This is a genomic window from Pseudoduganella sp. LjRoot289 (assembly GCF_964252925.1).
Classification (GTDB): domain Bacteria; phylum Pseudomonadota; class Gammaproteobacteria; order Burkholderiales; family Burkholderiaceae_D; genus Rugamonas.
The window spans coordinates 1,880,129-1,897,318 of sequence record NZ_CAXUPN020000001.1 but is presented as its reverse complement, the minus strand read 5'-3'; the positions used below and the strand labels follow the sequence as shown (position 1 = coordinate 1,897,318).

Below are 17,190 nucleotides of genomic sequence, written 5' to 3'. Positions count from 1 at the left end.
GTCGGCAGGATCGCCGGCGCAGTATATCCAATGCCAGACAATCAATTGCTCGCCACCAAGTGCTTGAAAGGATACTGACAGAGCAATGAAAGGAAGTTGAAAGAGATCGTGGCAGGAACTCCGCCGCTATATGCCATAGCCGCCGCCGCCCGGCGTCTCGATGACGAAGACGTCCCCCGGCGCCATGTCCGTCTTGCCGATGTGGCCGAGCTGCTCGACGCGGCCGTCGGCGCGCTGCACGGAGTTGCGGCCCACTTCGCCCGCTTGCCCGCCCGCCATACCGAACGGCGCGTGGATACGGTTGTTGGACAGGATTGCCGCCGTCATCGCCTCCAGGAAGCGCACCTTGCGCACCCCGCCGTTGCCGCCGCGCCAGCGCCCCGCTCCGCCCGATCCTTCGCGGATCTCGTAGCTCTCCAGCCGCACCGGGAAGCGGAACTCCAGTATCTCCGGGTCGGTCAGCCGCGAATTGGTCATATTGGTCTGCACCACCGACGTGCCGTCGAAGCCTTCGCCCGCGCCGGATCCGCCGCTGATGGTCTCGTAATACTGGTAGCGCGCGTTCCCGAAGGTGAAGTTGTTCATCGTGCCCTGCGAAGCGGCCAGCACGCCCAGCGCGCCGTACAGCGCGTTGGTGATGCAAGTCGACGTCTCGACATTCCCCGACACCACCGACGCCGGATAGTGCGGATTGAGCATGGAGCCCGGCGGTATCAGCACGTGCAGGGGCTTCAGGCAACCGGCGTTGAGCGGGATCTCGTCGTCCACCAAGGTGCGGAAAACGTACAGCACCGCCGCCATGCACACTGCCGACGGTGCGTTGAAGTTGTTCTCCAGCTGTCCGGAAGTGCCGGTGAAGTCGATCTCGGCGCTGCGCTCGGCGCGGTCCACGCGCACCGCGACCTGGATCTGCGCGCCATTGTCCAGCTTCAGCGTGTAGCTGCCGTCGTGCAGCGCGCCGATCACACGGCGCACCGCCTCTTCGGCGTTGTCCTGCACGTGGCCCATGTAGGCGCGCACCACCTCCAGGCCGAAGTGCGCGACCATCTTGCGCAGCTCGTCCACGCCTTTTTGATTGGCGGCCACTTGCGCGCGTAAATCCGCCATATTCTGGTCAGGATTGCGGGCCGGATAGCTGGCGCCCAGCAGCAGCGCGCGCGCTTCGGCGTCGCGCAACTGGCCGCCGGAAGCGCCGTCGACCAGTTTGAAGTTGTTGATCAACACCCCCTCTTCCTCGATGCTGCGCGAATCCGGCGGCATGGAGCCGGGCGTGGTGCCGCCTATGTCGGCGTGGTGGCCGCGCGAGCCGACGTAGAACAGGATCTCGCTGCCCTCCTCGTTGAACACCGGCGAAATCACGGTGACGTCCGGCAGGTGCGTGCCGCCGTTGTACGGGTCGTTCAGCATGTAGACGTCGCCCGCGCGCATCTGCCCCGCATTCTCGCGCATCACCGTTTTGATGCTCTCGCCCATGGAGCCCAGGTGCACCGGCATGTGCGGCGCGTTGGCGATCAGGTTGCCGTCGGCGTCGAAGATGGCGCAGCTGAAGTCCAGCCGCTCCTTGATGTTGACCGAGTAGGCCGTGTTCTGCAGCCGCAGCCCCATTTGCTCGGCGATGGACATGAACAGATTGTTGAAGATCTCCAGCATCACCGGATCGGCCGTGGTGCCGATGGCGCGCCGTACGGGCAGCGCTTCGACCCGCGTGAGCACGAGATGGTCCTGCGGCGTGACGACGGCTTCCCAGCCCGGCTCCACCACGGTGGTGGCATTGGCCTCGGCGATGATGGCCGGACCGCGGATGGCGTCGCCGATGCGGGTGTCTTCGCGCTGGTAGAGCGGCGTGTCGCGCCAGGCGCCGGCCGCGAACATCGGCACGACGGCAGATGGCGTCAGGTTCGCCGCACGCGGGGCCTGCTGCGGCGCGGCTTCCGCAGGCGCGTCCGAGGCGCCGACCGCTTCCACCGACACGGCTTCCACAATCAGCGGCTTGTGCTGCATGAGGAAGGAGAAGCGCTTCTTGTAGGCGGCTTCGAACTGGGCCTGCATGCTGCCGCTGGTGTCGAACAGGACGATCAGCGCGGAGTCGGTGCCCTCGTAGCGCAGGTGCACACGGCGGATCAGGGAAATGCGATCGGCGGCGACGCCCTGGCGCAGCAGTTCGCCGCGCGCTTCCTCGCCCAACGCCGCCAGGCGCGCTTCCAGTTGCTGCTCGCCGCAGTCGGCCAGCCTGGCTTCCACGGCAGCCTCGCGCATCGCGGTCTGGTCGGCCAGGCCCATGCCATAGGCGGACAGCACGCCGGCCAGCGAGTGGATGAAGACGGTCTTCATGCCCAGCGCGTCGGCCACCAGGCAGGCGTGCTGCCCGCCGGCGCCGCCGAAGCTGGTCAGCGTGTATTCGGTGACGTCATGGCCGCGCTGCACGGAAATCTGCTTGATCGCGTTGGCCATGTTGCCGACCGCGATTTCGATAAAGCCGGCAGCCACTTGCTCGGGAGTGACGGCGGCAGGCGCCGCCCCAGTGTCGGCCTGGACGGATGGGCCAGCGGCGGCCTCGCCTCCAGCCGCGCCAGTGCGCCCTTCGGCAGCGGGCCGGGCGCCGGTCGCCGCGTTGATCTCGTCCGCCATCGCGGTGAAGCGTTCGCGCACGGCGGCCGCGTCCAGCGCTTGCCTGCCATCGGCGCCGAACAGTTTTGGGAAGTACCCGGGCTGGATCTTGCCGACCATGACGTTGCAGTCGGTGACCGCAAGCGGACCGCCGCGCCGGTAGCTGGCCGGACCGGGGTTGGCGCCAGCGCTGTCCGGCCCCACGCGGAACCGGCTCCCGTCGAAGTGCAGGATGGAGCCGCCGCCCGCGGCCACGGTGTGGATGCTCATCATCGGCGCGCGCATGCGCACGCCAGCGACCTGCGTCTCGAACACCCGCTCAAAGTCGCCCGAGTAGTGCGACACGTCGGTCGAGGTGCCGCCCATGTCGAAGCCGATGACGCGGTCGAAACCCGCCAGGCTGCTGGCGCGCACCATGCCGACGATGCCGCCGGCCGGGCCGCTGAGGATGCTGTCCTTGCCCTGGAAGGCGCGCGCGTCCGTCAAGCCGCCGTTCGATTGCATGAACTGCAGGTTCACGCCGGGCAGTTCGCTGGCCACCTGGTCCACGTAGCGCCGCAAGATCGGCGACAGATAAGCATCAACCACGGTGGTGTCGCCGCGCGCCACCAGCTTCATCATCGGGCTGACCAGGTGCGACACCGATATCTGCGTGAAACCGATGTCGCGTGCGATGGCCGCCACCGCCGCCTCGTGTTCATGGTAGCGGTAGCCGTGCATGAACACGATGGCCAGCGAGCGCAGCCCCTTGTCGTAGGCGGCCTGCAGCCCGGCACGCGCGGTGCCGGCATCGAGCGGCTGCACCACCTCGCCGTGCGCACCGACGCGCTCATCGATCTCCACCACGTGGCTGTAGAGCAGTTCCGGCAGCACAATGTGGCGATCGAACAGGCGCGGGCGGTTCTGGTAGGCGATGCGCAACGCGTCGCGGAAGCCGCGCGTGATGGCCAGCGCGGTCGGTTCGCCCTTGCGCTCAAGCAGCGCATTGGTGGCCACCGTGGTGCCCATCTTCACTGCTTCGATCTGCACCGCAGGGACGGGCTGGCCCGCCGCCACGCCCAGCAGATGGCGGATGCCGGCGATGGCCGCGTCGCGGTACTGTTCAGGATTCTCGGACAGCAGCTTGTGCGTGCGCAGCCCGCCATCGGGCAGGCGCGCCACGATGTCGGTAAACGTACCGCCCCGGTCAATCCAGAACTGCCAGTCCATACGCCACCCCATGCTGTGCAAGAAGCGCTTATTGTAGTGCGCACCGGAGAAATCCGGGCCATGATTCGCGCGCTGAAACAGATTGGCTGGGAATCAATGTTCGATGCTAGAATTTCATCACCACCCTTCCTAGCCCCGGGCCATGAATCCACTCTACACCGTCGCTGAAATTCGCTTGATCGAGCATACGGCCGCGCAGCGGCTGCCAGCGGGCGCCCTGATGCAGCGGGCCGGCCAGGCTGGCGCCAACGCCGCGCTGGACTTGCTGCCCTTCTCCACCGCCCGGGCGCGCGTGCTGGTGCTGGCCGGCCCCGGCAACAACGGCGGCGACGCGCTGGAAGCCGCCGCCCACCTGGCATACGCCGGCGCGCAGGTCACCATCTTGCATATCGAAAGCAGCGCCGAGCCTTCGCCCGAGCGTGCCCACGCCCTGCAGCGCGCACGCGGCAGCGCGGCAAAGTTCGCAGAAATCAACCTGGAAGCGATCGCCACCTCGGAGTGGAACCTGCTTGTCGATGGCCTGTTCGGCATAGGCTTGAAGCGGCCGATCGAGGGACAGCTCCGCGAGCTGGTCGACACAGTCAACGCCCTGCCCTGCTCGCGGCTGGCGCTCGACGTGCCCAGCGGGCTGGACGCGGACACCGGCGCCATAGTCGGCCCGGATGGCGCAGCGGTACGCGCCACCCACACCGTCACCTTCATCGGCGACAAACCGGGCTTGTACACTTGCGAGGGGCGCGATCACGCGGGCGTGGTGCAAGTATCGAAACTCGACCTGGACGCGTCGGTGTACCAGCCGTCGCGCCAGCACCTGAACGAGGTCAAATTCTTCTCGCGGCACCTGCGCGCGCGGCGCCACAACACCCACAAGGGGAGCTACGGCAGCGTGGCGGTGTTCGGTGGCGCGCACGGCATGGCCGGGGCGCCGATACTGGCCGCCCGCGCGGCGCTGCTGACCGGTGCGGGCCGGGTCTACGCCTGCTTCGCCGAGGAAGCGCCGGCTTACGATACGTCGTATCCTGAGCTGATGTGCCGCCATGCGCGCGATTTCAATGTCGATTCGGCCGTGATAGTGGCGGGCCCGGGCCTGGGCATGGCGCGCGCGGCGCAGGAACTGCTGGCGCGCGCGCTTGCCAGCCGGGAGCCGCTGGTGCTGGACGCGGACGCACTCAATCTGTTGGCGGGCGATCCGGCGCAGCAGGCGGCGCTGGCGGAACGGGTCGGAGGCACGCTGATCACGCCGCATCCGCTGGAGGCTGCGCGCTTGCTCGGCCTCTCGGCCGCTGAAGTGCAGGCCGACCGGCCGGCTGCGGCGCGTTCCTTGGCGGCGCGCTTGCATGCGGTGGTGGTGCTCAAAGGGTCGGGGACGGTGCTGGCGTCGCCGGAGGGGCACCTGGTCATCAACACCACCGGCAACCCCTCGCTGGCCACTGCGGGCACCGGGGACGTGCTGGCCGGGCTGTGCGGCAGCCTGCTGGCGCAAGGATGGCCGGTGTGGGAGGCCGCGCTGGCGGGCGTTTGGCTGCACGGCATGGCCGCCGATGTGATGGTCACCGACGGCATGGGGCCGATCGGGCTGACGGCGGGGGAATTGATACCGGCGATCCGCACCGCCTTGAACCGCATGGTGCAGCACCACGGCCGCTAGCCTGCCCACCGGGGCCGCCAGCCTGTCATTCCCGCGCACGCGGGAATCGATACTATGCCTCTGAGCATGCGACGTATGGGTTCCCGCCTACGCGAGAACGACAGGTATCACACGATCCGTCCCGCCGCGATCGTAATCACCCGTCCGCAACGCGCGGCGATCGACGGGTCGTGCGTCACCAGCACCAGGGTCGACCCGTGCTCCCGGTTCAGTTCAAACATCAGCTGTATCACCGCTTCGCCGGTGGCGGCATCCAGGCTGCCGGTGGGCTCATCGGCAAACAGCAGCGGCGGCTCGCCCACGAAAGCCCGGGCCAGCGCCACGCGCTGCTGCTCGCCGCCCGACAAATACTTGGGATAGTGCTTCAAGCGGCTAGCCAGCCCCACCCTGCCCAGCATGGCCTCGGCCCTGGCGCGCGCCTGCGCGTCGCCCGCGAGCTCCAGCGGCAGCATCACGTTCTCCAGCGCCGTCAAATGGGCCAGCAGCTGGAAGGACTGGAACACAAAGCCCAGCTTTTCCTTGCGCACCGCTGCGCGGCCATCCTCGTCCAGCGCGTAGATATCGCTGCCGTCGAGCCGCACGCTGCCGGTGCTCGGCGTATCCAGCCCGGCCAGCAGTCCCAGCAAAGTCGATTTGCCCGAGCCCGACGCCCCAACGATGGCAAGCGTCTCGGCCTTTTGCACGGTAAAATCCACGCTGTGCAGGATGGTCAGCTCGCCGCTGGCGTCCGCCACGCGCTTGCTCAGCCCCGCCACCACGATGGCCGCCTGGCCCGGCGCGCCGGCTTGCGCAAGAGCGCTGTCCGTGAAGGACGGCGCATCCGGAATAAAACTGCTGGACGCTTTAGGAAATTCAGGCATGGTCTTCTTGAAAAATGGTCGTCGGATTCTGTGGCTGGCGCTGGCGGCCATGCTCTGGCTGAGCACCGCCGCAAGCGCCTATTCTGCACCAAAAACCGTGCTGGTGCTGGGTGACAGCCTCTCTGCCGAATACGGCTTGGCGCGCGGCGCAGGCTGGGTGGCGCTGCTCGAGCAGAAACTGCAGAGCCAGAAGGTGGACGCGCGCATCGTCAACGCCAGCGTCAGCGGCGAGACCACCAGCGGCGGGCGCACCCGCCTGCCTGCCCTGCTGAGCAAGCACCAGCCATCCATCGTCATCATCGAACTGGGCGCCAACGACGGCCTGCGCGGCCTGCCGGTGGCCGCCGCCGAAGCCAATCTGCGCACCATGGTCACGCAGGCGCGCGCCGCCGGCGCCCAGGTGCTGCTGGTCGGCATGCGCATGCCGCCCAACTATGGCCGCGATTACGCCGACAAATTCTTCGCCATGTTCGGCGCCCTGAGCAAGGACGTCAAAGCGCCGCTGGCGCCGTTCATGCTCGACGGCGTGGCCGACAAAACCGAACTGTTCCAGGCCGACCGCCTGCACCCGCTGGCGTCCGCCCATCCCATCATCCTTGGCAACATCTGGCCGCATCTGCAGCCGCTCCTGAAAGCAAAATGAAATATCCCGAACTCCTGAGCTTCGCCGACACCGCACCCCGCCTCGACCAGTTCGACGCCATCATCGACGCGCGCAGCCCGTCGGAGTACGCGCTCGACCACATCCCGGGCGCCATCAACTGCCCGGTGCTCGACGACGAGGAACGCATCCTGGTCGGCACCACGTATAAGCAGGTCGGCGCGTTCGAAGCGCGCAAGATGGGCGCGGCCATGGTAGCGCGCAACATCGCCGGCCACATCGACGCGCTGTGGCAGGACAAGCCGCGCGACTGGAAACCGCTGGTCTACTGCTGGCGCGGCGGCAACCGCAGCGGCTCGCTGGCGCTCATCATGGCCAAGATAGGCTGGCCGGTGGTGCAGCTCGAAGGCGGCTACAAGGACTTCCGCGCCTTCGTCAGCGCCGCGCTGGAGCAGCCGCCCGTGCTCGACTTCCGCGTGGTCTGCGGCACCACGGGCAGCGGCAAGAGCCGCTTGCTGCAAACGCTGGATGCCATCGGCGCGCAGGTGCTGGACCTGGAGCAGCTGGCCTGCCACCGAGGCTCCGTGCTGGGCGGCCTGCCCAGCCAGCCGCAGCCGACACAGAAGGCGTTCGAGACGGCGATCTGGGATCGTCTGCGCCGCTTCGATCCGGCGCTGCCGGTGTTTGTCGAATCGGAAAGCAAGAAGGTGGGCGCGCTGCGCGTGCCGGGCGCACTGATGGAGCAGATCCGCGCGTCCGCCTGCATCTCGCTGCAGCTCTCGCGCGCGCACCGCGTGCAGTTGCTGATGGAGGACTACCAGCACTACACGCAGGACGCAGGTCCGCTGAACGAGCAGCTGGGTTACCTCGCTACGCTGCACGGGCGCGACAAGATCAGCAACTGGCAAGGCCTGGCCAGCGAGGGCCGCATGCCCGAGCTGGTGGACGCCCTGCTCGCCGAGCATTACGACCCGGCCTACACCCGCTCCATAGCCCGTAACTTCCCGCGCATCGCCGACGCGCTGGTGCTCGAGCTGCCCGGCATCGCCGACGCCGACATGCTCGCCGCCGCGCATAGTTTGCATAAAGGGTAGTCGCCCGTCATTCCCGCGCAAGCGGGAATGACAAGACAAGAAAAATGCCACCCGAAGGTGGCATTTTTTTACTTGGCTTCGGCGGTCTTGGCCGGCGCCGCGCTGGCCAGGACTTTGACCTTGGCTTTGTGCTTCAGCGCTTCGACGTAGCTGCTCAGTTCCTGCTCGGCGACGATGTTGGCGATCTGCTCTTCTTCCGATTTGCGGCGCGCCGCATCCTGGTTGGCCGGTTGCTGCACTTTGCCGATGCGGTAGACGCTGTAGCCCATGCCGGGCACTTCCACACCGACATAAGCCGGCAGCTTGGCGGCGTCGGCCTTCATGATCTCGCCCAGCACCTGCGGGTTCAGGCCCTTGCCTTCGGTGCGCGACACCAGCTGCGCCGGGCCGAAGCCTTCGGCGCTGCCTGCGGCCTTGGCAGCTGCCATCTTCGCTTCGCCTTCCTTGCGGGCCAGCTTGACGGCTTCTTCGGCGGTCACGCGCTGGCGGATGGCGGCGTCCACTTCGGCCAGCGGACGCTTGGCCGCAGGCTTGAACTCGACGATACGGCCTGCCACCAGCGTGGCCGGCGCGACCTCAACCGCTTCCGTGTTGCGCTTGTTTTTCAGCGAGTCGCTGGAGAACAGGGCGGTCAGGAACTTGGCGTTGTTGTACGGCGCGGCCCCCAGTGCCGGCGACGGATTGCGCGTCACGTTCTCTGCGGTTTCCACTTTCAGCTTCAGCTTCTCGGCCGCCGGCTTCAGGCTGTCCGACTGCTCGTACACGGTGTTGGTGAACGCCTCGGCCAGTTCCGCGTATTTCTTGCCGGCCTTCTGTTTCTTCAGCTCGGCCGCGATGCTGTCCTTCACTTCTTCCAGCGGCTTGGTGGCGGCCGGCTTGAGCGAGGTGACGGTGACGATGTGGTAGCCGTATTCGGTTTCCACCGGGCCGGCGATCTCACCCTGCTTCAAGGCGAAGGCCGCATCTTCCAGCGCTTTCGGCAGCGTGCCTTTTTCGATCACGTCCATGTCGCCGCCCTGCGCGGCGGACACCACGTCTTCCGACTTGGCTTTGGCGACGTTGGCGAACTCGGCCGGGGCTTTCTTCACCTCGGCCAGGATGGCGTCGGCCTTGGCCTTGGCGGCGGCCTTGTCGGCTGCCTTGGCGTCCTTGCCGGCTTTCACCAGGATGTGGCTGGCGCGGCGCACTTCGCCGCTGCCGAAGCGGGCCTTGTTGGCTTCGTAGTAGGCGGCGATTTCGGCGTCCGTCACGCTGACCTGGTCGGCCACGGCGGCGGCGCTGAACACCACGTATTCGATCTTGGCCTGCTCAGGCACTTCGAACAGCTTCGCGTTTTTCTCGTAGTAGGCTTTCACCATCTCGTCGGTGACTTTGACCTGCGGCAGATATTGCGCGGCCGGGAACAGCTGTTCCTGCACTTCGCGTTCCTGCGCGCCGAAATCGGAGATCTGCTTGGCGACGGCATGCGGAACGAAACCGGTGCCTTGCACGGCGCCGCTCAGCTGCTGCAGCGCCATGTCGCGGCGCAGACGCGCCTCATAGCCGGCAGGCGACAGGCCTTGCGCGCCCAGCAGCGCCTTGTAGCGCTCCATGTCGAAGCTGCCGTCGGCCTTCCTCAGGCCTGGCGTGTCGAGGATGGATTTCTGCAGCACGCTGTCGGCCACGGTCAGGTGGCTGCGCGCCACTTCGGCGCTCACTGCGCGCTCTGCCACCAGGTTTTCCAGCACGTTTTGCTTGAACTCGGGGGTGTCGAACAGCTTCTGGTCGAACTGCGCGCCCATGCGCTGGCGGAAGTTGTCCAGCTGGGTGCGCTGGGCCGCTTCCCATTCCTGGCGGGTGATCGCCTGGTCGCCGACCTTGGCGACCACGTTGGCCGCGTCGCCCGAGCTGTTGTAGCCGCTCACGCCGACCAGCACGAACGATGGCACGATCAGGATCGCCAGTAAAATCTGCATCAACTTTTGATGCGTGCGTATAAATTCAAACATGGTCCGCCAATTCTAGGGAGAGGAAATATTCCGTCGCGATTTTACAGCGCCGCACCGCTCTATACAAGCCGCAGTTTTGAGAAAACGGCAAGCATGCAAATAGCGCGCGCGGAAATGAAAAAAGCCCTGCAACTCTTCAGCTGCAGGGCTTTCCAATTCTTGGCGGAGCGGACGGGACTCGAACCCGCGACCCCCGGCGTGACAGGCCGGTATTCTAACCAACTGAACTACCGCTCCTGGTCAGATGTTTATGTGTATTTGTTGGCGGAGCGGACGGGACTCGAACCCGCGACCCCCGGCGTGACAGGCCGGTATTCTAACCAACTGAACTACCGCTCCAGCAAATACAGGTACAGCATCACTGTTACTGCTCGGGCTTGAATGGTGGGCGCTGAGAGGCTCGAACTCCCGACCTAAGCCTTGTAAGGGCTCCGCTCTACCAACTGAGCTAAGCGCCCAATCAAACCGCCTCGGCGAGTGTGCAGATAAGCAAGCAACTCACCGAAGTCCGTTAGTTTACAGCATCCTTCAAAGCTTTGCCAGCTTTAAATTTAGGAACTTTTGCCGCGTCGATCGTGATTTCTTCTTTCGTGCGCGGATTGCGGCCGGTGCGGGCAGCGCGTTCGCTCACGGAGAAAGTGCCAAAGCCGACCAGGGTGACGCTGTCGTTTTTAGCCAGAGTAGTAGTAACACCATCGATCACCGCATCCAGTGCGCGCGCAGCAGCCGCTTTCGAGATGTCAGCGGAAGTGGCAATATGGTCGATCAATTCAGTCTTGTTCACAAGCATCCCCGTCACAAAGGTTTATATCGTTTATACCGTTTTCACACGGCAGAGAAAAATCTCAGGCCGTATTAAACAAGCCGTGCAACCTTGTGTCAAGGGAAACACAGTATAAAATCACAGTAAAAATGGAAACAGGCGCCAACTGGCGCCTGTTTATGGTTAAAGCAACAAGAAGTGCTTAGTGTTTGACCACTTCCCCTTGCCCGTCAACCTTGACCGCCGCAGCCGCCACCGCCTCTACCGGCGGGGTTTCCACGATGGCTTCCGGCTGGCGTTCCAGCGCGATTTCCAGCACTTTGTCGATCCAGCGCACCGGCACGATTTCCAGCTTGTTCTTCACGTTGTCCGGAATTTCAGCCAGGTCTTTCACGTTCTGCTCGGGGATCAAGACCGTCTTGATGCCGCCGCGATGCGCCGCCAGCAGCTTCTCCTTCAGGCCGCCGATCGGCAGCACTTCGCCGCGCAGCGTGATCTCGCCCGTCATCGCCACGTCGGCGCGTACCGGTATGCCCGTAAACACGGATACCAGCGCGGTCGTCATCGCGATACCGGCCGAAGGACCGTCCTTCGGCGTCGCGCCTTCCGGCACGTGGATGTGGATGTCGCTCTTCTCGAAGATGTCCGACTTGATGCCGAGGCGATTGGCACGGCTGCGCACGACGGTGCGGGCCGCTTCGATCGATTCCTTCATCACGTCGCCCAAGGTGCCGGTGCGGATGGTGTTGCCCTTGCCCGGCATGGTCACGGCTTCAATGGTCAGCAGATCGCCGCCCACTTCGGTCCATGCCAGACCGACCACCTGGCCCACCTGGTTTTCCTTCTCGGCCACACCGAAGTCGTAGCGGCGCACACCGAGGAACTTGTCCAGGTTTTTCGGCGTCACGGCGACCTTCTTCTCGGTCTTCTTCAGCAGCAGCATCTTGACCACCTTGCGGCAGATCTTCGACACTTCGCGTTCCAGCGAACGCACGCCGGCTTCACGCGTGTAGTAGCGGATGATGTCGCGCAGCGCGGCTTCGGACACCGAAATCTCTTCTTCCTTCAGACCGTTGTTCTTGATCTGTTTCGGCAGCAGGTAGCGCTGCGAGATATTGGTCTTCTCGTCTTCCGTGTAGCCCGACAGGCGTATCACTTCCATGCGGTCCAGCAGCGCCGGCGGGATGTTGTACGAGTTCGAGGTCGCCACGAACATCACGTCGGACAGGTCGAAGTCCACTTCGATGTAGTGGTCCGAGAACGTGTGGTTCTGTTCAGGGTCCAGCACCTCGAGCAGGGCCGACGATGGATCGCCGCGGAAGTCCGCGCCCATCTTGTCGATTTCATCGAGCAGGAACAGCGGGTTGCGCACGCCGACCTTGGCCAGCGACTGCAGCACCTTGCCCGGCATGGAGCCGATGTAGGTACGGCGGTGGCCGCGGATCTCGGCTTCGTCGCGCACGCCGCCCAATGCCATGCGCACGAACTTGCGGTTCGTGGCGCGGGCGATGGACTGGCCCAGCGAGGTCTTGCCCACGCCTGGCGGACCGACGAAGCACAGGATGGGCGCCTTCAGCTTGTCGACGCGCTGTTGCACCGCGAGGTATTCCAGGATGCGTTCCTTGACCTTGTCCAGGCCATAGTGATCGCCCTCGAGCACTTTCTCGGCGTTCGACAGGTCGTTGTTGACCTTGGACTTCTTCTTCCAAGGCAGGCCGACCAGGGTGTCGATGTAGTTGCGCACGACGGTGGCTTCGGCCGACATCGGCGACATCAGCTTGAGCTTTTTCAGCTCCGCATTGGCTTTGTCCAGTGCCTCTTTCGGCATCTTGGCGGCGGCCACTTTCTTTTCCAGCTCGTCCAGATCGGCGCCGTCTTCGCCCTCGCCCAGCTCTTTCTGGATGGCTTTGACTTGCTCGTTCAGGTAGTACTCGCGCTGCGATTTCTCCATCTGGCGCTTGACGCGGCCACGGATGCGCTTCTCGACCTGCAGGATGTCGAGTTCACCTTCCAGCTGGCCGAGCAGATGCTCCAGGCGCTTGGCGACGTTGAAGATCTCCAGGATGACTTGCTTCTGCTCGAGCTTGAGGGGCAGATGCGCGGCCACGGTGTCGGCCAGGCGGCCGGCGTCGTCGATGCCCGACAGCGACGCCAGGATCTCCGGAGGAATTTTCTTGTTCAGTTTGACGTACTGGTCGAACTGTTGAACGATGGCGCGGCGCATCGCTTCGATTTCCGAATCATCGCCGATCTCGGAATCGAGCGGCGTGAGGTCGGCCACGAAGTGGGTCGGCGCGTCGGTGATCTTGTTGATGCGGGCGCGCTGGGCACCCTCGACCAGCACCTTGACGGTGCCGTCCGGCAGTTTCAGCATCTGCAGGATGTTGGCCACACAACCGATTTCATAGATGTCGGAGGCGGAAGGTTCGTCTTTGGCGGCAGCTTTCTGGGCGGCGAGCATGATGCTCTTGCCCTGCTCCATCGCGGCTTCCAGCGCCTTGATCGACTTGGGGCGTCCTACAAACAGCGGTATCACCATATGCGGGAAAACTACAACATCCCGCAGCGGCAATAACGGCAGTTGAGTTTGCTCAGTTAATTTGGAAGTTGTCATGGCGTACCTTATGTGAAAGCGTGTTGCAGATATTGGCGCAAAGATGCCAAATCACAAGTCCCGGCAGATAATAATTCTCTGAAATACTGTGTATTGCTTAACAGAGAGACTGCCGTGCTATAAAAATATGCAGAATTCAAATAAAAAAGCCACGCGCGACGCAGGCATCGCGTGTGGCTTTCCGAATGAAGCCTGCATTCTTTTATTGATTTAAATTGTACCGCCTTGCCTCATGGATGCAAAAGGAATTTTGCGCATGTGTGCAGTACTTATTTAATTTTCACCAGACGCTTTTGGCGTTTCCTGATAGATCAACAATGGCTTGGCGCCGCTCGTGATCGTATTCTCATCGATGACCACTTTGCTCACATTCGTTTCGTTCGGCAGCTCGTACATGACGTCGAGCAGCGCGTGCTCCAGGATGGAACGCAAGCCGCGCGCGCCGGTCTTGCGCGCCAGCGCCTTCTTGGCGATGGCATGCAGCGCCGCCGGGCGGATCTCCAGCTCGGAGCCTTCCATGTCGAGCAGCTTGGAGTACTGCTTGACCAGCGCGTTCTTCGGCTCGACCAGGATCTGGATCAGCGCCTCTTCCGTCAGTTCGGCCAGGGTGGCGACGACAGGCAGACGGCCGACCAGTTCGGGGATCAGGCCGAACTTGATCAGGTCTTCCGGCTCGGCTTCCATCAGCACGTCGGAAGCAGCGCGCTGCTCCTTGCTCTTGACGGTGGCCGAGAAGCCGATGCCGCTCTTCTCGGAACGGTTGGAGATGATCTTGGCCAGGCCGTCGAAGGCGCCGCCGCAGATGAACATGATGTTGGTGGTGTCGATCTGCACGAAGTCCTGGTTGGGGTGCTTGCGGCCGCCCTGCGGCGGCACCGAGGCCATGGTGCCCTCGATCAGCTTGAGCAGCGCCTGCTGCACGCCCTCGCCCGACACGTCGCGCGTGATGGACGGATTGTCGGACTTGCGCGAGATCTTGTCGATCTCATCGATGTAGACGATGCCGCGTTGCGCCTTTTCCACATCGTAGTTGCAGCTTTGCAGCAGCTTCTGGATGATGTTCTCGACGTCCTCGCCGACATAGCCGGCTTCGGTCAGGGTGGTCGCGTCGGCGATCACGAAGGGCACATTCAGCATGCGCGCCAGGGTCTGGGCCAGCAGGGTCTTGCCCGAGCCGGTAGGACCGACCAGCAAGATGTTGCTCTTGGCCAGTTCGATGTCATCCTTCTTGCCCAGGTGCTTCAGACGCTTGTAGTGGTTGTACACCGCGACCGACAGGATGCGCTTGGCGGTTTGCTGGCCGATGACGTACTGGTCCAGCAATTCCTTGATTTCGTGCGGGGTCGGCAGATCCGACTTGGCGCCGGTGACCGATTCGATGCTCGACGTTTCGTCACGAATGATGTCGTTGCACAAGTCGATGCATTCGTCGCAAATGAACACGGACGGGCCGGCGATCAGCTTCTTCACCTCGTGCTGGCTCTTGCCGCAGAACGAGCAGTAGAGGAGTTTTTCGCCGCTGGAGGATTTTTTCTCGGACATGGGACTTGTTTATGTAGTTGCAAGATTGGTGCCGCATACACGGACGCACAACGGAACTCTGCGTCGGTGCACATAGGCACATGCTACCTGAAATAAAAAAGAAACGCCCGGAACGTTGTAGCGTCCGGGCGTTTTTTTCAGCCTGCCGGCCAAGCTGTCGTTCCCGCGCAGGCGGGAATCCATACAGCAGCGCCGGGAGATGCACCGCATGGATCCCCGCCTGCGCGGGGATGACATGCAGCCAGGATTAGCCGCGGCTGGTCAACACCTTGTCGATCAGACCATACTCTGCTGCCTCGTCGGCGGACAGGAAACGGTCGCGGTCGGTGTCCTTGGCGATCTGTTCCACCGTCTGGCCCGTGCGCTCGGCCATGATGGTGTTCAGGCGATGGCGCAGGTACAGGATTTCCTTGGCCTGGATTTCGATGTCCGATGCCATGCCCTGCGAGCCGCCCGATGGCTGGTGTATCATGATGCGCGAGTTCGGCAGCGAGAAACGCTTGCCTTTCGCGCCAGCCGCCAGCAGGAAGGCGCCCATCGAGGCCGCCATGCCGGTGCACAGGGTGGAGACGTCCGGCTTGATAAACTGCATCGTGTCGAAAATCGCCAGGCCGGCCGAAACCGAACCGCCAGGAGAGTTGATGTAGAGCGAGATATCCTTGTCCGGATTTTCGCTTTCCAGGAACAGCAACTGGGCTACGATCAGGTTGGCCATCTGGTCGTTGACGGGGCCCACCATGAAAATCACACGCTCCTTCAACAGGCGCGAATAAATGTCATAGGAGCGCTCGCCGCGGCCGCTTTGTTCAACCACCATCGGCACCAGGCCGAGCATTTCAGTGTCGAGTGCCGGATTACGGTTCATCATGCATTTTCCTTGTGATGCAGCTTCTGTGAAGCTGGATTACGCTTGCGCGTTGCTACCCATCAGCTCGTCGAACGCAACAGCTTTCGACGTGGTTTTCGACAGGCCCAGTACGAAGTTGACGACGTTTTCTTCCAATACAAGGGCTTCGACCTCAGCCAGACGGCGACGGTCGCTGTAGTAGTACTTCAGCACTTCGCGCGGATCTTCGTAGCTTTGGGCGAAATCTTCCACTTGCGCCTTGACTTGCTCAGGCAGCGCTTGCAGCTTGTTTTCGTTGACCAGCTGCGACAGGATCAGGCCCAGGCGCACGCGGCGCTCGGCCTTGTCGGCGAACAGTTCTTGCGGGAACGGCACGTCCTTGACGTTCATGCCGCGCTGCGCCATGTCTTGACGGGTCATTTCGGCCAGGCGCTCGCTGTCCTGGGCGATCAGCGACTGCGGCACGTCCAGGGAGGCGGTTTTCACCAGGGCGTCCATGACGGCTTCCTTGTTGCGTGCTTTCACACGGCCGGTCACTTCGCGTTCCAGGTTGACTTTGATGTCTTCGCGCATTTTGGCCAGGTCGCCATCGGCAACACCCAGCGATTTGGCGAATTCAGCATCGACTTCCGGCAGGTGCGCCCATTCCAGCTGCTTCAGCGTGATGGTGAACTGGGCGGTTTTGCCGGCCACGTCCTTGCCATGGTAGTCCTCCGGGAAGGCCAGGTCGAAGGTCTTCGCTTCGCCGACTTTCAGGCCCAGGGTGGCTGCTTCGAATTCCGGCAGCATGCGGCCTTCGCCCAGCACGAAAGCGTAGTCGTCGGCTTTGCCGCCCGGGAACTCAACGCCGTCGATCGAGCCGACGAAGTCCACGGTCACTTTGTCGCCATTGGCGGCGATCGGAGCACCGCCGTCGCCGTGTTCGCCGGCTTCGCCCTTGGTGTGGAAGTGCACGCGCTGCTTGCGCAGGATTTCGATGGTCTTGTCGATTTCCGCGTCCGACACGTCGGCTTTCACGGTTTCGATTTCAACGGTGGACAGGTCGCCGATGACGACTTCCGGATACACTTCGAAGGTGGCGTCGAAGGTCAGCTGGCCTTCTGGCGCGTCGTTCTTCGGTTCGATGCGCGGGTAGCCTGCTACGCGCAGTTCGTTTTCGTTGGCGGCATCGTTGAACGCGCGGCCGACTTTGTCGTTCAGCACTTCGGTCTCGATCTGATAACCGTATTGTGCGGCGACCATTTTCATGGGCACTTTGCCAGGACGGAAGCCTGGTGCCTTAGCCGACTTGGCTTGCACTTTCAGGCGCTTCTCAACTTCCGCGCGCACTTCGGTCAGCGGGAAGGAGATCGTGATACGACGTTCGAGTTTGCCCAGGGTTTCGACTGCAGTTGCCATGTAAAAATCGTCCAAAAAA

11 protein-coding genes and 3 tRNA genes are annotated in these 17,190 nt (G+C 63.5%); 3 read left to right on the top strand and 11 right to left on the bottom strand.

The genetic code is table 11. From position 1 onward, the window contains the following. Nucleotides 1–126: 126 nt before the first annotated feature. Nucleotides 127–3,816 carry a hydantoinase B/oxoprolinase family protein gene (locus tag ACSQ8Y_RS08150; RefSeq protein WP_436265940.1) on the bottom strand — a complete coding sequence of 1,230 codons (3,690 nt, stop codon included), beginning with the start codon at nt 3,814–3,816 and terminating at the stop codon, nt 127–129. A gap of 142 nt (nt 3,817–3,958) precedes the next feature. On the opposite strand from ACSQ8Y_RS08150, the gene ACSQ8Y_RS08145 reads away from it, so the two are divergent. After that, nucleotides 3,959–5,464: an NAD(P)H-hydrate dehydratase gene (locus ACSQ8Y_RS08145; RefSeq protein ID WP_436265939.1), complete on the top strand. Its 1,506-nt coding sequence runs from the start codon at nt 3,959–3,961 to the stop codon at nt 5,462–5,464. A 107-nt stretch (nt 5,465–5,571) separates the two neighbouring features. Here the strand turns inward: ACSQ8Y_RS08145 and ACSQ8Y_RS08140 are convergent, their stop codons facing one another. Further along, on the bottom strand, nt 5,572–6,210 hold the full coding sequence (locus ACSQ8Y_RS08140; RefSeq protein ID WP_436269785.1) for an ABC transporter ATP-binding protein: 639 nt from the start codon (nt 6,208–6,210) through the stop codon (nt 5,572–5,574). Between the two features lie 112 nt (nt 6,211–6,322). Here ACSQ8Y_RS08140 and ACSQ8Y_RS08135 point away from each other — a divergent pair, with 112 nt between their 5' ends. Then, on the top strand, nt 6,323–6,967 hold the full coding sequence (locus ACSQ8Y_RS08135; RefSeq protein ID WP_436265938.1) for an arylesterase: 645 nt from the start codon (nt 6,323–6,325) through the stop codon (nt 6,965–6,967). Beyond that, entirely contained in the window at nt 6,964–8,019 is a 1,056-nt protein-coding gene (gene mnmH / locus ACSQ8Y_RS08130; protein ID WP_436265937.1) for a tRNA 2-selenouridine(34) synthase MnmH, read from the top strand. The genes ACSQ8Y_RS08135 and mnmH overlap by 4 nt, the downstream gene beginning before the upstream one ends. Before the next feature lie 68 nt (nt 8,020–8,087). Here mnmH and ACSQ8Y_RS08125 read toward each other — a convergent pair whose 3' ends face one another. From ACSQ8Y_RS08125 to tig, 9 genes are all read right to left on the bottom strand, one after another. Next, nucleotides 8,088–10,007, bottom strand: a complete 1,920-nt coding sequence (locus tag ACSQ8Y_RS08125) for a SurA N-terminal domain-containing protein (protein WP_436265936.1) — start codon at nt 10,005–10,007, stop codon at nt 8,088–8,090. Between the two features lie 160 nt (nt 10,008–10,167). Further along, nucleotides 10,168–10,244: transfer RNA gene (locus tag ACSQ8Y_RS08120), tRNA-Asp, on the bottom strand. 25 nt (nt 10,245–10,269) lie between these two features. Continuing rightward, a tRNA-Asp gene (locus tag ACSQ8Y_RS08115) sits at nt 10,270–10,346 on the bottom strand. 43 nt (nt 10,347–10,389) lie between these two features. Next, a tRNA-Val gene (locus tag ACSQ8Y_RS08110) sits at nt 10,390–10,465 on the bottom strand. A gap of 53 nt (nt 10,466–10,518) precedes the next feature. Next, the gene (locus ACSQ8Y_RS08105; RefSeq protein WP_436265935.1) at nt 10,519–10,791 is read right to left on the bottom strand and encodes an HU family DNA-binding protein; all 273 of its coding nucleotides are present in this window, start codon (nt 10,789–10,791) and stop codon (nt 10,519–10,521) included. Between the two features lie 181 nt (nt 10,792–10,972). Beyond that, nucleotides 10,973–13,384, bottom strand: coding sequence for an endopeptidase La (lon, locus tag ACSQ8Y_RS08100; RefSeq protein WP_436265934.1), 2,412 nt, complete (start codon nt 13,382–13,384; stop codon nt 10,973–10,975). A 273-nt stretch (nt 13,385–13,657) separates the two neighbouring features. Further along, nucleotides 13,658–14,926 (bottom strand): ATP-dependent Clp protease ATP-binding subunit ClpX, encoded by a 1,269-nt coding sequence (gene clpX / locus ACSQ8Y_RS08095; protein ID WP_436265933.1) that lies wholly within the window; start codon nt 14,924–14,926, stop codon nt 13,658–13,660. Nucleotides 14,927–15,173: 247 nt separating this feature from the next. Further along, on the bottom strand, nt 15,174–15,791 hold the full coding sequence (gene clpP / locus ACSQ8Y_RS08090) for an ATP-dependent Clp endopeptidase proteolytic subunit ClpP (RefSeq protein ID WP_436269784.1): 618 nt from the start codon (nt 15,789–15,791) through the stop codon (nt 15,174–15,176). A gap of 39 nt (nt 15,792–15,830) precedes the next feature. Next, nucleotides 15,831–17,171 carry a trigger factor gene (gene tig, locus ACSQ8Y_RS08085; protein ID WP_436265932.1) on the bottom strand — a complete coding sequence of 447 codons (1,341 nt, stop codon included), beginning with the start codon at nt 17,169–17,171 and terminating at the stop codon, nt 15,831–15,833. Nucleotides 17,172–17,190: the final 19 nt, after the last annotated feature.